Annotated in this window: 15 protein-coding genes; 6 read left to right on the forward strand and 9 right to left on the reverse strand. The window is 45.1% G+C overall.

Annotation, left to right across the window (positions count from 1 at the left end; genetic code table 11):
• The first annotated feature begins 182 nt into the window (after positions 1 to 182).
• Positions 183 to 974, forward strand: coding sequence for a formylglycine-generating enzyme family protein (locus tag BMY62_RS08830; protein WP_218142960.1), 792 nt, complete (start codon positions 183 to 185; stop codon positions 972 to 974).
• Between the two features lie 511 nt (positions 975 to 1,485).
• On the opposite strand, the gene BMY62_RS08835 is transcribed toward BMY62_RS08830, so the two are convergent.
• Together BMY62_RS08835 and BMY62_RS16490 are read right to left on the reverse strand one after the other, a co-directional pair.
• Positions 1,486 to 2,799 (reverse strand): ammonium transporter family protein, encoded by a 1,314-nt coding sequence (locus BMY62_RS08835; protein WP_090658769.1) that lies wholly within the window; start codon positions 2,797 to 2,799, stop codon positions 1,486 to 1,488.
• Positions 2,800 to 3,043: 244 nt separating this feature from the next.
• On the reverse strand, positions 3,044 to 3,175 hold the full coding sequence (locus tag BMY62_RS16490; RefSeq protein ID WP_256207519.1) for a hypothetical protein: 132 nt from the start codon (positions 3,173 to 3,175) through the stop codon (positions 3,044 to 3,046).
• A 148-nt stretch (positions 3,176 to 3,323) separates the two neighbouring features.
• On the opposite strand from BMY62_RS16490, the gene BMY62_RS08840 reads away from it, so the two are divergent.
• Positions 3,324 to 4,061: a UPF0149 family protein gene (locus BMY62_RS08840; protein WP_256207520.1), complete on the forward strand. Its 738-nt coding sequence runs from the start codon at positions 3,324 to 3,326 to the stop codon at positions 4,059 to 4,061.
• A 157-nt stretch (positions 4,062 to 4,218) separates the two neighbouring features.
• Here the strand turns inward: BMY62_RS08840 and BMY62_RS16120 are convergent, their stop codons facing one another.
• A complete protein-coding gene (locus BMY62_RS16120; protein ID WP_177170337.1) occupies positions 4,219 to 4,386 on the reverse strand; it encodes a hypothetical protein in 168 nt (55 codons plus the stop codon).
• Between the two features lie 258 nt (positions 4,387 to 4,644).
• Between BMY62_RS16120 and BMY62_RS08845 the strand changes: the two genes are divergently transcribed.
• The gene (locus BMY62_RS08845; RefSeq protein ID WP_090658740.1) at positions 4,645 to 4,830 is read left to right on the forward strand and encodes a hypothetical protein; all 186 of its coding nucleotides are present in this window, start codon (positions 4,645 to 4,647) and stop codon (positions 4,828 to 4,830) included.
• Positions 4,831 to 5,136: 306 nt separating this feature from the next.
• Here BMY62_RS08845 and BMY62_RS08850 read toward each other — a convergent pair whose 3' ends face one another.
• From BMY62_RS08850 to BMY62_RS08865, 4 genes are all read right to left on the reverse strand, one after another.
• Entirely contained in the window at positions 5,137 to 6,213 is a 1,077-nt protein-coding gene (locus BMY62_RS08850; RefSeq protein WP_218142961.1) for a CobW family GTP-binding protein, read from the reverse strand.
• 592 nt (positions 6,214 to 6,805) lie between these two features.
• Complete coding sequence (locus BMY62_RS08855) at positions 6,806 to 7,609, reverse strand: hypothetical protein (RefSeq protein ID WP_090658744.1); 804 nt, start codon at positions 7,607 to 7,609, stop codon at positions 6,806 to 6,808.
• 68 nt (positions 7,610 to 7,677) lie between these two features.
• Positions 7,678 to 9,057 (reverse strand): dockerin type I domain-containing protein, encoded by a 1,380-nt coding sequence (locus tag BMY62_RS08860; RefSeq protein WP_143058781.1) that lies wholly within the window; start codon positions 9,055 to 9,057, stop codon positions 7,678 to 7,680.
• 34 nt (positions 9,058 to 9,091) lie between these two features.
• Complete coding sequence (locus BMY62_RS08865) at positions 9,092 to 11,227, reverse strand: TonB-dependent receptor (RefSeq protein WP_177170338.1); 2,136 nt, start codon at positions 11,225 to 11,227, stop codon at positions 9,092 to 9,094.
• A gap of 383 nt (positions 11,228 to 11,610) precedes the next feature.
• Between BMY62_RS08865 and zigA the strand changes: the two genes are divergently transcribed.
• The 3 genes from zigA to BMY62_RS08880 all read left to right on the forward strand — a co-directional run bounded on the left by zigA (position 11,611) and on the right by BMY62_RS08880 (position 14,037).
• Complete coding sequence (gene zigA / locus BMY62_RS08870; RefSeq protein WP_090658751.1) at positions 11,611 to 12,810, forward strand: zinc metallochaperone GTPase ZigA; 1,200 nt, start codon at positions 11,611 to 11,613, stop codon at positions 12,808 to 12,810.
• 3 nt (positions 12,811 to 12,813) lie between these two features.
• Positions 12,814 to 13,479, forward strand: a complete 666-nt coding sequence (locus tag BMY62_RS08875) for a DUF1826 domain-containing protein (RefSeq protein WP_090658753.1) — start codon at positions 12,814 to 12,816, stop codon at positions 13,477 to 13,479.
• Between the two features lie 96 nt (positions 13,480 to 13,575).
• Positions 13,576 to 14,037, forward strand: coding sequence for a Fur family transcriptional regulator (locus tag BMY62_RS08880; RefSeq protein WP_090658755.1), 462 nt, complete (start codon positions 13,576 to 13,578; stop codon positions 14,035 to 14,037).
• Positions 14,038 to 14,201: 164 nt separating this feature from the next.
• Here BMY62_RS08880 and BMY62_RS08885 read toward each other — a convergent pair whose 3' ends face one another.
• The gene (locus BMY62_RS08885; protein WP_090658757.1) at positions 14,202 to 14,570 is read right to left on the reverse strand and encodes a hypothetical protein; all 369 of its coding nucleotides are present in this window, start codon (positions 14,568 to 14,570) and stop codon (positions 14,202 to 14,204) included.
• A gap of 206 nt (positions 14,571 to 14,776) precedes the next feature.
• Positions 14,777 to 15,070, reverse strand: a complete 294-nt coding sequence (locus BMY62_RS08890) for a hypothetical protein (RefSeq protein ID WP_177170339.1) — start codon at positions 15,068 to 15,070, stop codon at positions 14,777 to 14,779.
• Between the last annotated feature and the right edge of the window lie 287 nt (positions 15,071 to 15,357).

The raw sequence follows: 15,357 nt of genomic DNA on the forward strand, positions 1-15,357 counted from the left end.
AAATCGGGCAATAGCTTACCGTGTTATTATCTGAAAAAATGAAAAGACAAAATATTCTGGAAAAAAAAAGCTTACGGCTAATATTGCTTCGTAGATTTTTGTGGGTCTCAGTCATTATGGTGCTGGCAATAATGAGTGTGCCTTTTGTAAAGTCTGTTTATGACAAAATCGTCCAAAACGATATGACTTCTGATCCAATTTCGGCGCAATCCGATGAAATAATTCTTCCTGAACTTGTACTGATCCCGGCTGGTACTTTTGAAATGGGAGAACAGGATACTACGTTTATAAAAAACCTTGAGGCTGGAGAAAGAAAATATTTTGGCGTACCCAATAAAAACGTCGAAATAGAGCGGCCCTTTTACATCAGTAAATTTGAAATTACCAACGAGCAGTTTGATAGCTATGTTCGCGCACAAAAGCTCAGTAACCCGGCAGGAAAGAACCTGGTTATTCTGTCAAGTGCCAGAGAAAATGTGGGTGACAATTTACCGGTCGTGGAAATCAATTGGCGCAGGGCGATGATCTATGCAGCCTGGCTTGGGGAACAAAAACAGCTCAACTGCCGCTTGCCAACCGAAGCAGAGTGGGAATACGCTGCACGGGCAGGACTCGACACTGCTTACCCGTGGGGTAATGAAGCCGGGCATAACAATGCCAACTGCAACACGTGCGGCAGTCGGTGGGACAACCGACAGGCAGCCCCGGTAGGACAGTTTAAAGCGAATCTTTATGGGTTGTATGACACCTCCGGCAACGTCTGGGAATGGACCTGTTCGGCGTGGCGTGATAATTATGATGGTCAGGAGCAGCAATGTGCCCGCATCGAAGAGGGGGGCACACGTGCAGTTCGTGGTGGATCCTGGGCCTATGATTCAAAATATATACGATCCTCTGCTCGAGGCGAGTTCGATGCAAGTATTCGATACAATGGCTTTGGTTTCAGGGTAATGTGTAATTATCCTGATAAGTAGCCGCGTATTATCAAGCAGCACTTCTTCTGCTGTATCTTCAACCTCACAAAATCTGCAACATTTTTACACGCAAGCATTTGATAATTTGAAATGCTCTATGAATGTATTTCTCTAGACGCCAAAGAAAGCAATTTACAATGACTGGATTTCATGAAAGGTAACAGCATGATTCCATGCAATAAATCATCATTCCATGGTTATTGATGGAAATATGCTTATTTCAATGTTGTCACGCATTCGATCAAAAATACGAAGCTGACAATAAAAGCACCCCGATCAATTGAGTTGCTTGCAGGAAAGGAATGTTTAGCAGACGATTAGGATTTGGCCGGCCCCGAGGGCCGACCAGTAAACGTACACACATCAGACTGGTACACAGTTGCTTCGCTATTCACACAAAAGCAAAACGAAGACCAGATGCATACGGGCTTTTACCCCAATATGCACATACCTGGTTAAATCAGTCTGACCTCACTTCTCCCATAAAAAAATATTTTAATTTTAATCCGCACTATCCTTGAGGTGCAGGCTTGTCTGGGTCAGTCCTGAACTCAGATAAATCTGCTTGTGCCGTAGATTGCTGCGTTATTGACTGATTTTCCAGGGCTTCGATTCGTGCCTGCAATTTGGCAACTGTGGCTTCGGCTTCCGGACCCTCGGTATGGGAAAACTCAACACTGTCTTCATAGGGTTCACGTGTAGTACCTGTCAACTTGACTAACATGCCTGCGATGAGTCCACCAGCGATAGCGATCAGCAGAGTTATTCCAATACCGGCAAGTTGAGCTGTTGCAACACTCGGCGGGATGATAAGAAATGCGCTGAATCCACCCAATAACCCAGGCATGCCATGCAGATTATGAACGCCACAGGTATCATACAACTTGAATTTTGCTTCAAGTGCTGGCAGCAGATATCGGTAGCCGAGAACAGAAATGGTGCCAGCAAGCAGGCCGATAGCAAATGCGCCTGCAGGATTTGCGACATCGCAAATTGAACCAATGGCAACACCACCTGCCAGGGCCGCATTTGCCATATCAACCATTGATGTTTTACCTTTGTTGACCATGGTACTGACAAAATAGGTCGCGATCGTTGCGCCACTGAGCGCGAGCAGCGTGTTTACAACAGTTTGCGGCATTTGCTCGAGAGGAACAAGGGCAGTAGCAAAACTCGGCCAGAAGAGCCACAAAACAACTGATCCCAGCATAGCATAACGGTCAGAAGTGGGATCCGACTCAACAGGTTTACTACGTTGATATGCAGTAGTCAGCACAATAGACATGGCCATCCCAAAATAGGCGCCAAAAGCATGGATTACAATCGATCCAGCTGTATCCTGGAATCCTGTTGTTATTCCAAATGCATCGTCCAGAACAATCCATTCATTCAACAAATATAGGGGCACCACCAAAAGCGCCAGTAATGCATATTGAAATACCCGCAGGCGTCCAAGTACTGCGCCCATGGCGATTAGCGCAGTAGCTGCAGCCAATTCCGCAAACAGTAATGCGTCCAGCGTATGCGGCTCAAGTGCATGTCCAAAAATTCCATTGGCGCGAAGTAAAATATAGAGAGGCAAACTGACTGCAACAACCAGATAGGTACCGGTAATCGCACCAAACCCATATCTTCGAATAAATACCATGAGAAAACCAAAACCGATCAGCAACATCGCCAGAATATGAATGATATAGTTGTATTGCGCGACTACCTGCGCGTCACTGACATCTGGAGCTAGTTCAACGGCGCCAGCCAGGCCACTGAAACATAGCGGAAACAAACTTGCCATACTAAACAGTATTAAACGTAAGTCTTTGTTCATTTGATTGTTCCTTATTTTATTAATAAATGGGTTGCCCCGGTCACTAGTTTGAATCCTAATAACCATAAACACAATAGTGATATACAAGAAATAATGAACTTTTAATGACTTGCCCCAATGGCGCTGCAACTGTATAGCCGTACACAGTTTCAGCAAATCGACATTGATATCGTATTCCGAAACAAAGACTATATAAGCATCCCCATTGTTGGGATTAAACAGCACCTTATAACAGAAATCTTGTTCATCCGGCTTTTCGAACATGGAGATGTCTATTCAATGCAGCGGGTTTAGCTACAAGATCACTCATGATGCCGTCCCCTACCACTACAATCGTGTAGTCAAGCCGGTTATAGTCGTAGGGTTCGTCTGTCAAGTATCTGCATAAGCCGCATTTTAACCATGTTACGTATGTTAGGAATGTGATGGCTGAGAGCCCTGGTGAAATGTTGAGCAAGTGATTGCTTTAATTCGCTTGCGACAATCAGTAGAATGATTGCCTTTAAATCACTATATTTTTTACTGTGGCCACTCAATCAAAGTATGCATCTCCATACACACCGCTGTCTCAGGACGAACTGGATGAGCTTGATAATTTTCTGATGTCCGATCAAACATCGGATGAAACGATGGGAGTAACCTCAATAGATGGGTATTTGACCGCAATTGCATCTGGCCCGGTTATTTTGAAACCAGGCGAATGGATGCCGGGAATATGGGGTCCGACTGAAGGCGATCGACCTGAATTTGAAACGACGACCCAGGCCGCATATATTACTGAATTGATCATACGTCACTTTAATGCAATTATTTTCCTGTTGCAGAATGATCCCGATGCAATAGAACCCGTCTTTGATGATTGTCGTTATCAATCAGAATATTACATTGATGGAGAAATGTGGGCCTATGGATATATGAACGGCATTGAATTATGCCGCAATCATTGGCAGCCACTTTTTGATGATCAAGACGGTTGGAATGCACTACGTCCTATTTATCTGCTGGGCGCTGACGATGTTACGCCAGAAGAAGAAGCACTCACCCAAACACCATCGCAACGCGAAAAATTATCCAAACAGATTCCAGCCAGTGTTGTCCGGATATTCAGGTATTGGCAGGCCTATCGCGATGCTGTTGCCGAACGTGCAGTAGCCAGAACGTTTCAAAGAAACCATCCTAAGATAGGTCGCAACGATCCATGCCCATGTGGTAGCGGCATGAAATTCAAAAAATGCTGTGGATCGGCAGCAACATTGCACTAAACCATCACGACTCGAAGTCCAAAAGACAGTCCTGGCGCGCCAATCTCAAAATTGCCAGCATCTCGGTGTATTATCCAGATATTAATGCGCATCGATGATTTCTTCAACTTCAATCAGTTGGAACTGATTGTTACCGGTGTATTGCATTTTTACCTTATTAAACAGTACCAAAAGCATTGACATGCTGAATAGTCAATAAGCCGGTCTCGGCAACAAACACTGCATGATTGTCCAGACCGTCAGCTGCTGATACCGCCAGTTCAAAACTTTCGGTTTCCAATCCGCGATAGAACACAATCGCTATCGAAGATGCGGCAATAGACACTGATGTATTGCTTTGCGGTAAGGACTTAAATAATTTGAACTGAGTGCGGTATGCGCCGGTGGTGTTGCTTGGCGTATTCGATGCGTCGAATATCTTGAGGCTTAGGCGTTTATGCGTTCAAGCAAGCCAAGTTTAGTAACTTCACGCGCTGCCAGATCGGTCTCGCGGGTTTTTTACCAATAGATCGATGGATCGGTGATATGCAATACTCCAAGCTTCTGGCCTTTCCGGGTACGAATAGCAACTTGGCCGGAATTCATGGGTTTTGAGCTTCGATTTACCGACAAAGAGATCACTGCATGGGGTGAAATGGGGTTGATGAAAAGGATGCTAGCCCAATGGGATGGACTCCTCCCACTCAACGGCATCGCAATGTGCCAAACTAAAGATTTTAGTAATCTAGAAGCGGGAGGAGATTATGACTATAACACAGATGGGAATTGATCTGGCGAAGCAAGTATTTCAAAATTCATGGTGTAGATCGAAATGAGAAAGTGATGACACGTTGTGTCTTTTCGTAATAGAACGACTATTTCCTGCAAGACACGCCTTGCCATGAACACTGACAAGCTCACTGAACCCGGCAATATCATATTGTTAGAGTACTAGATCGGATTGGCTTTATTCAGCACATCAATGGCTGAGCTGGCGCTATTCGTATCGTAGTCAGGCTTGCACCCACCGCGCAGAATGACGCAGCAGTCTTCATTGTTGTTACCTTTACGCTAACTCTTCGCACAAGACAGCCTTTTATTTGCGCTTAGGCACATGCGTGATGGTCTTAAAAATATGTTCGACTGTTTCCCGTTCGATATCGCGGGTGATGAAGACGATTTTTGAACGGCGATCTTCATTTGGCCAGGCGGGTAATGGCATAAGGGGATGGAGTATGTGCTGCACTCCATGCATGGCCATAGGCTGGTCGTTGTCTTCGATGTTCAGGATACCCTTGATACGCAGGATGTTGCTGCCCATGTAGAACAGCAGTTCCAGCAAGGTTGTGTAGATTTGTTTGCTAACTGGTTTATCCGTGGTGAAGCAGTATGCACGAACATGATCGTCATGGCGATTGATGTCGTGCATGTGATGATCGTGACTATGAGGATCATCTGTAAGTTCATGATCGTGTTGATTGTGGCTGAGCTCATGGGCAGCATTTGCTGAATAGGCTTCTTCCCGGAGCCAGCGTGCCACATCGGGTATTTTTTCTTCGGTTGAAAATAATCCCAGATTCAACAATCTTTCTGCTTCAATCTGGCCATGCGCCACCTGCCGGCATGGAGCAGCCGGGTTGATTGCAGTCAACCGCTGGAGTAAGGCGGCCTTGTCGCGAGCTGCTGCCAGGTCAGCCTTGGTCAGAAGAAGGCAGTCTGCTATCGCCGCTTGCTTGATTGCTTCATTATGCGTGCTCAGGGTTTTGTTTCCAGTGGCCATGTCGATAGTTGCCACGATCCCATCTAACCGGTAGTATCTGGTTATCTGCGGATCAGTCATCAAAGTATGGATAATGGGTGCAGGATCAGCCAGGCCGGTCGTTTCGATCAAAACACGACGAAACTGCCTTTCTCCATTGCGAGAGAAGCGCCAGGTAATGTCTTGCAGTGTCTTAACCAGATCGCTGCGGATCGTGCAGCAGAGGCAGCCGCTGCCCATTTCCATCATCAAATTTTCAGTACTATGTACGACCAGCAGGTGATCTAGTGCGATTTCCCCGAATTCATTGATAATCACCAAGGTGTCCGCCATGGTGGATTGTTGCATGATGTGGTTGAGTAATGTGGTCTTGCCGCTACCTAAATAACCAGTCAGCAATGTTACAGGAATCATCGGAGTGTTAAGGGTATTAGATATCATGGTGAATTGTCTTTGCTGCGTGAAAGCTAGTGCTCTTTCAATATGATATTGCCGGATTCAGTGCGCTTGTCAGCGCTCATGGCAAGGCGTGTCTTGCAGGAAATAGTCATTCTATTACCAAAAGACACAACACAGTCCATGGGCGCTGACAAGCGCATCCACCGGGCGTTACCGTGGTGTCCTGCAGCCGCGTTACAGTACTTGAAAAGGGAATAACCCTTTCCCGTGTACTGTGCCTTGCTGCATAACACCACGATAACGCTGTACCTGACAATATCATATTGAAAGAGCACTAGTGCTACTTTAGCACGCTGAACACAACAAATACATTGTTAAATAAAACGAAAGGAATGGTGTTCTTGCTCGCGCTGATTACTAGTTAACGAATCGTGACGAATATTTCAGAGTGCAGAGTGCCGTCTTTTGCTCTCAGATCCCTTGGTGGAGAATGGGGCAAATGTGTTTCAGGTCGACTGACTATTCTATGTGACGGACAATTGCGCGTATTCACAGTTTACAAACAGCCAAATGCAACCGTTTTCAATGTTTATGACATATCTATGTATTAATGCGCATCGATGATTTCTTCAGCCTCAATCAGTTGGAACTGATTGTTACCGGTGTATTGCATTTTTACATTATAAACAGTACCAAAAGCATTGACATGCTGAATAGTCAATAAGCCGGTCTCGGCAACAAATACAGCATTATTGTCCAGAGCTTCAGCTGCTGATACCGCCAGTTCAAAACTTTCGGTTTCCAGTCCGCGATTGAACACGATCGCTATCGGAGATGCGGCAATAGACACTGATGTATTGCTTTGTGGCAAGGATTCAAATAGTTTGAACTGAATGCGGTATGCGCCGGCACTGCCGCCTGGTGAATTCGATGCGTCGAATATCGTGAAGCTCAAATGTTCATGCACACTGCCATTACTGTCAACTTCACCGATCACGCCCGCTGTCTCACTGACACCACTGGTATTGAATGAAGTGACATTACTGAGCACATCGGTTATTTCAATTCGTTCACCATTGGGTACTACATCAGTCCATTGTGAGCCATCCCAGTACAGTAATTGGCCTACCGGCTGATAGCGCAACCAGTTGCCCGGTGTAAAAGCACCTGCCTGAACATTGACATCTACACCGGGATCGTCGGTAACAAAAGGGCCGCCACTCAGATCGCCAAAATCGGTTTCAAACAGCGCGCTGCCGGTAAATATTTCAGCACCTACGCGCCATGGATTTATATCGCCTGCATGCAATTCGTGATCATGGTCATGGTCATCTTCTGCTACTGCATTTGCCGCTGAGAGTATAAAAATTAAAGCGACTGTGTTACAAACAATTTTTAACTGTTTTATCATGTTTAAATCTCCTATCATAGTTATTTATAGTATTGGCGTTAAATATCAGTCAAGCTAATCACTTGTCATCAATCAATCTGATTGGGTAACGCATCAATTTCATTTAAAGATTCCACTGTAAAAAGTGAATTCCCGGCATTTTTCAGCGTTACCCGGTAAAATTTTTCGTTGACAAAAACCGCTTGGATTTCAAGAAGCCCGGTTACTGCATCATACTGGGCCGGTGATGCGTAGCGGGAAATATCTGGTTGCAGCGTGGTCAACATGAACGTACGGTCATCCTGTTGTTTTAACTCCGCGCGGTAATGCCTGCCATCCGTATGTATGTCGTTAAGGTTCAGAATGCCCGATGTATCGTCGTAAGTCGCGGCCGCATTTAGTGCAGTCGCCGGCGCCTCGACCGGAATACTGCAAAGTCTCAGTGTGCATAGTGTTTTAGCCAGCAGCGCATCGTCTCGGGTGATGAAACCATCTTTATCGACGTCGAAGGCTGCATTGCTGACATTTAACATTTCGTTGTTCTGCGCCGCCAGAAGAATCAATGCAACATCAATCCGGTCAACGTCCCCATCCAGATCCACGTCGCCGGGGATTGAAATCGGAAGCTCTGGCTGTTGTGGCAGATCATTGTTGCCTGATTCTCCTGTGAGAGATTTCAAAGCCGCGCCGAATTCAGCGGAATCGATTCCAGCATTAAACAAGACCAGAAACGGATCAGATGGAAAGAAGCGCGCATTGGAAACCAGCTGCATTTCGATCAGATAAGCACCGTCCGGGCCTCCCGTTTCACCATCCTGATTTTCCAGAAAGAAGCTAAGATGCGTATGTAAGATGCCATTGGCGTCGGTAATATCGACAACCAGTTCCTGACTGCCATGTATTCCGTTTCCCGAAAATACGGTGCTGCCGTCAAAGCCGAGTATGTTTTCGCTGAAGCAAAGCAATTGACCGGCGCACTGAGAAAAATCGCTGAGTATCTCGGCGCTGGCTTCGAGTCCGCCAAACAACCGGATTTGTACATTCGGTGGTGCGTCATTCCAGGTGGATAGTGCCGGGTCCCAGTATTTCAGTTTGCCTAATGCGCGGTAACTGAGCAGTTCGTAGGGCAGCAGCGCATTGCGGACGGACTGAAAACCTGGATTTCGGGTACTGAAGTCACCTCCGCTCAGATCGCGAAAATCGACCGGAAAAATACGTTTTTTTGTTATTGCCTCAATCGGCAGCGTACCGTCTGGTAGCCCCAATGCATCTGCCAAACCTTCCAGGTCACAACCGACTGCGGCGGTTGTGCGGCAAAATCCGGCAAACAAGGCATTGCCTTGGCCCCAGACTTCGACATCCAGGTGCTGTGCAGAAACCGGCTGCATCGCCAGCAGGGCGATCAGCAACAGGACGCAGAAACGGGCGGAAAAGCGACTTGCTTTGCAGGGTGGTAAGCGAAGTCTCATTTGTTTTGTTTGTGTAGCGGAGCACATGTCATATTCAAAATGTGGCGCGCAAACCAAAAATGAAACTGCGGCCCGGTTCTGGCGCGAAATTGCGCAGGAAAGAAACCGAATTACGGATTTCTTCGTCAAGCAGATTGTATCCTTTGGCAAACAGCCACAAATCACCCCATTTACCTGCTTTAAACTGATAGTCTGCCGACGCAGTCAATAAATGGTATCCATTGGTAGGCGTTTCATTTATGCCGGGATGGCGTTGTGCTTCGGCCCGGGTATAACGCAACGCCGTGCTCCATGTCCGGTTACCCAACCCCAGTTCGGCGCCATAGCGCAACGGGGGCATACGGGGCACGTCATCACGTTCACCGTTGACAAAGCGGCCGCGTACATAATCAGAAAACAACGACAACGACAACGACAGATCGTCGTAGGGCAACTGGTAAAGCGTGGCGTCGACTCTGGATTCATAACCGATGAATTCAGCATTACGCTGGTCGTATGCTAATATTGATACGCATTCCACAACACTGACACAACGTTGACGGATAACTTCATTATCAACTTCATAAACCAGGCCGGTATTGCGCTGATAAATAAAATCGCTGGTGCGGCTATAATAGCCATTGAACCGCATGCTGATGCGCTCGGTTTGCCATTCAAAACCCAAATCGACCATATTTGCAGTTTCATTGTTTAACCGAACATTGCCAACATCTAAACTGCGTGTAGACAAATGTGGGCCGAATGAAAACAATTCCTGGATGTCCGGCGGACGTACGCCATGATTGTATGTCAACGTGGCGGTGAAATCCTGTCGTGGATTCCACTGCAAACCTAAAGAAGCGGATACTGCCTGAAAATCAAGTGAATCGGGCAGCGCCACTGGTGACAACGCACTGCCACGCAGACTTAATTCGTTTGCTTTGGGATTAACCTGGGAATGCTCGAATCGTAGACCGCCCTGCAAGGACCAATTGTTCAAGGTGTATGTTTGCGTGGTATAAACGCCGATTGACAGTTGATTGGTCTTAGGGACAAATGTTTCGACACCGAGTGCCGAAAATTTACGGTCAATCCATTGCACACCGAAGCTGCCGCTAAGGTTGCGTAGCAGACTGTGATGCATTTCCATTCGACCTTCTCCGGTGTCATTTTTGAACCGCGTAAACGGTAATCCACCTTCCAGTTCGGTATGGCCGTAGTCGACCAGACCATAACGAAAACTGATACTGTCAATACCCTGTACCGGTTCGTACCATTCGGATTTGAAATCGTAGCGCGTTTGCTGCATATTGATGCGGATGCTGGGAAACAAAGCCTGCGGACCGAAAATATCTTCAAACCCTGTCAGATCATCCAGTCTTGGCAAAATCGTTTCCAGGCCCTCCAGATGATTTGGGTCGAGACCATGACTGCCTCTGGGAACGCCGTAACGATTGTCGGTGTGGGAAACTGACATGCCTGCCATCACTTGATCACCAAACCAGGAAAGACCCGTAAAACCGCCAATCGCTTTGTTGTCAGTGTTTGGTATTTTGCCGCTGGCGTTGTTTATTTCCGTCAATCCCAGTTGTTCCGCCGCAAAGGTTTCATCAATGGCTTTACCGGGTATCCTGATATCATTACGGTCACGAAAAAAACCGCCAAGATTGAGTGCGAACCGGTCTTTCCCGGTGTTTAATGTGAAAGCCGAATGCGTGCCGCTGCCGTTGGTGTTATAACGACTCTCGACGGTGCCACTGACGGTTTTCTTTGCACGTCTTTCCGGAATACGACCATCGCTGACATCGATAATACCGCCGATTGCGTTACCGCCGTATCGAACAGTCTCGGGACCTCTCAGGATTTTAATATCATGCGCAAACAACGTATCGATCGCCAGTGCATGATCGGGGCTGAGGCTGGTTGCATCGTGTGTACCAATGCCGTTTTGCAGGATACGTACACGCGATCCCGTCAGGCCCCGGACTACTGGTATGCCGACACCGGGACCGAAAGACGCGTTACTGACACCAAGTTCTTCATTCAATGTTTGACCAAGCGTATCACTTTGCTTCAACTGCAGTGCACGCCCTTTTAGCGTGGAAGCGCCCGGTTTTGGCAGCTGCTCTGGCGTGGTACCGATAATGTTTATTGGCGTCATCTGTATCACGGGCTTACTTTCGTCAGACATTGAAGAAATGTTACGATCTGTTGTTTCACGAAGTTTATCTTCCGCCAAGGCATTTTCGTTGACTAAGGCGCTGCTTGTTAACACTATAAAAAAAATCGCTATCAATCGAGCGAAGAGATGCATTTTGAATAAAAAAATGATGATAGTTTGCCACAGTGAGTTGTAATAGATAATTTCTTGTCATTTACAGCGTTGAATATTCAATAACTCCTGGAATTGACCGACTTTATTTTCTGTATGTATTTAAAATAATCTCAATTTAATTTATAGAAATATTGCATTTTGCAAAAGAACAGAAAAAGAACAGATTTAATTTGAAAATTTTATCTATTTAATGATATGTTATATCATCACTTAATTAAACTCAATTTAATAATAATTTTATGCAAGATGATCGTCTGCCTGTAACTGTGCTTTCGGGCTTTCTGGGTGCGGGCAAAACAACCGTTCTGAACCATATTCTGAAGAATCGAGAAGGATTGCGTGTCGCAATTATTGTCAATGATATGAGCGAGATAAATATCGACGCCACTGTTATCGATAAAGAAGTATCATTGAATCGATCCGAAGAAAAACTGATTGAATTTAGCAATGGCTGCATCTGCTGCACGTTACGCGAAGATCTGTTAATTGCGGTACGCAAACTTGCCAGTGAGAAAAAATTTGATTATCTGATCATTGAATCGACAGGTATATCGGAACCACTGCCGATTGCGGAAACATTTACTTTTGCGGATAACGAAAGCACCGCTTTGTCTGAAATTGCACGTCTCGACACAATGGTGACCGTTGTTGATGCGGTTAATTTTCTGAAAGATTATGAAGAAGCCAAAATGCTGCAGGAAGCAGGTGAGAGCCTGGGTGAAGACGATGCACGCAGCGTCGCTGACCTGCTGATCGAACAGGTGGAATTTAGTGACGTGATCTTAATCAATAAAACTGATCTGGTTAATTCAAAGGCATTAGAAAAATTACGGAGTATTCTGAGTTGCCTGAACACGCAAGCTGAAATCATTGCAATCGAAAACGGCGACATAGATCTTTCTAAAATTCTGAATACCGGAAAATTCAGTTTTGAGCATGCACAGCAGGCGCCGGGCTGGTTAAAGGAAATGCGTGGCGAACATATCCCGGAAACCGAAGAATACGGCATTGGCAGCTTTGTCTATACCGCCCGAAAACCATTTCATCCTCAGCGTTTCTACGACTTTCTCCATCACCCCTGGACAGAGGGAAAGCTGCTTCGGTCCAAAGGCTTTTTCTGGCTTGCAACGCGACCGGATTATGCCGGACAGTGGAGTCAGGCTGGCGGCATTGCGCGCTATGGCTATGCCGGAATATTCTGGCAAGCAGTACCCAGAAACGAATGGCCGCATGATGAAACTCAAATAGCGTCGATCATGGAAAAATGGCGGGAGCCTTATGGAGATCGACGGCAAGAACTTGTTTTTATAGGGCAGAATCTTGATCAGCATGCTTTGTGCCAATGGCTGGATGAATGCCTGCTGACCGATGAAGAACTGGAATCCGGAAGGAATTGCTGGACTGGTTTAGAAGACCCATTTGATTCCTGGCAGGCGTGAAATATGGATACAACATGTGTAAAAAACAAGCCTTCAAGTAATCGGTCCAGGCCGGATTCAAGCATTTCTATAACCGGACATGCACCTGAAATCCTGACGCGAATCTATGATACCCATATCAAGTTGTGCATCTATAGGCGCACGATGAATACTGATGTAAAAGATTACGCAAATTTTCTAAAAAATACTTTTCATACTCTCCAGTTAACACAGATAGTATCTTTACATAATCTTAACGATCTGTTGTGTGCATCACTACCACAACATCAATATCGCCAATCTTTTATCAATGACATGCACACTGTGATGGAAATGTTCGCATGTTTATTCGAACTCAATCAAATTGGTTTTAGATTGTGCGTGTTAAATAAAACGATGTGTCCACGCTTCCATACCGATAAAGTACCTTGCCGCCTGATTACATCATACGCCGGAAAAGGAACCGAATGGCTTGATTGCAATGCATATTCAACGAATTTTATTGAAATACTCAATGAAAAACCTGGATACTCTGATTCAGTACAAAGATTGAACTCGGGTGATATCGCTTTATTCAAAGGTGACAAATGGGAAGGGAATGAAAACTCTGGAGCTATACACCGTTCACCTGATATAGATGCCGATGAAACGCGGTTGTTGTTATCTTTGGATATCATTCATCAAAAGTGATTAATAAATTCAACACACACTTTTTTTCATTCCATGACAAGTGTATAAATATGGGAACCTGAATATTTATTTAATAAATTCAAATAAATAAACGAAATGCCGGTTGAAATTGAAAAAATCATCAAAAAATTACAACAAGCTTGTGCTCTTGCCGGAGTGAAGCTGACCAGCAAGCGCAAAAATGTGCTGATAGTGTTATTAAATTCCCAAACACCACTATCTGCTTACGAGATCGCTGACAGGTACAAAGCACATTTTCAGGGGTCGTTGCCAGTCATGTCGGTTTATCGCATACTGGATTTTTTGATCAAAGAAAAATTGGTACACAAACTGGAAACTTCCGGCCAGTATATATCGTGTGCACATATCGCGTGCGATCATCAACATGAAGCGCCACAGTTTCTTATATGCGATCGCTGCGGCAGTGTGATGGAGGTGGGAATGAAAAAACCTATCGTCGATGAAATAGAACGCAGTGTTCTGGATACCGGCTTTACTTTGGCGCATAGGCAGCTGGAATTGCATGGTATATGCAAGCATTGCCTTAATCGTTCATAGTAGGCATATTGGATTTAACATCTTCTAAAAGAAGCTGTTTTACAAAAAATGGCAGAATAACTACAACAAAAAAACCCACCGAAGTGGGTTTTTTTGCAAGCTCTACTATGCGCTATTTGCGTTTTTGTTCCTGGTCCATCCGTTCAGCCACCAATATCATCAGATTAGTTTGAAGATAACGACACTGGCTGTAAGGTTTGTTCCGCCGCCATTTTTTCATGATAGGCTGCTTTTTCCAGATTTTCTTCGACAGCCATTTCTAACTGATTAAGTTTAAACACCACATGCTCCTTGAAATGTTTTGCATTTCTACCCAGGAAAGCCGTGCTTGGTTTATTTCTCACCGCTTCAATTTCGTCTTCAATTCTGGCTTGATATTCATCAGCCTGCTCTTTGTAATGCTGGGCCAATGTTGAATGATTAGCAATGTTTTGTTGACCGGAATCAGCAGCAAAAGCACTTACCGGTAACGCAACCAAAAGCAGTGTAAACAAAAATATAATTGTGATTGTGTGAGCTGTTGCTGTTTTCATGATGGTTCCTCCTGCATCAAATTAATTCATCTTGGAAACAAGTTTAATCAATCCAACGGTCAGTGCCTATTGGGGTTAGTATTAATCTTGACTAAGTGAAACCATCAGAAATTAAAACACGGGCTACAAGAGAAGGTCCTTCAATTGGTCAGAATCAGAGTAATTTAATCAAAAAAAACAGAAACCAAACATGATTTTATTGTAATTTATGAACCTTGGTCATCCCTGACGTTTGCTGCACAGAGAAACAAATAATCACGCGACAGCAAAGACAAGCCGCCATCACGATTTATCACGTTATGAATTTCAATTAATACAAGCAAGCCTGGCAAATCTGATTGTTTCTGCTGCAGCCAGAAAAATGTCAATGCACCGACCCCACACCTCAAAGTCCGGCGGACAGTGGTATCAGCGGCAAGCCCAAGAAAAGAATAGCTTCCCGACCAGTGCTTGGACAGGGTCCTGCAGATTAACAGCCTGACTTTTTTCTTAGAATACATGCGCCCAGTACTGATCATATAATCCCATTGAAATTACCCCTGTGCATTTCTTTGCCGCTAATTCTTTCACTTAAAGGCCCGAGGGGGTATTTCTTTTGTGACGGATCTCTTTTACATGATCGTGTCAGTGTAGGGGATCGATTGCGCGCCTATGGTTTTTGGTTGCTGATGCCCACCATTTAAGGGAATCTCTAAAAATATACTTAAAGCGAATCTTTCCAAGCCAGGGAACGATTAGCTGGATTTCCGACTATTTTTCTGTTCAAGAATTTGATTTATTCTCAATT

This window comes from Nitrosomonas marina, from assembly GCF_900111605.1.
Taxonomy (GTDB): Bacteria; Pseudomonadota; Gammaproteobacteria; order Burkholderiales; family Nitrosomonadaceae; genus Nitrosomonas; species Nitrosomonas marina_A.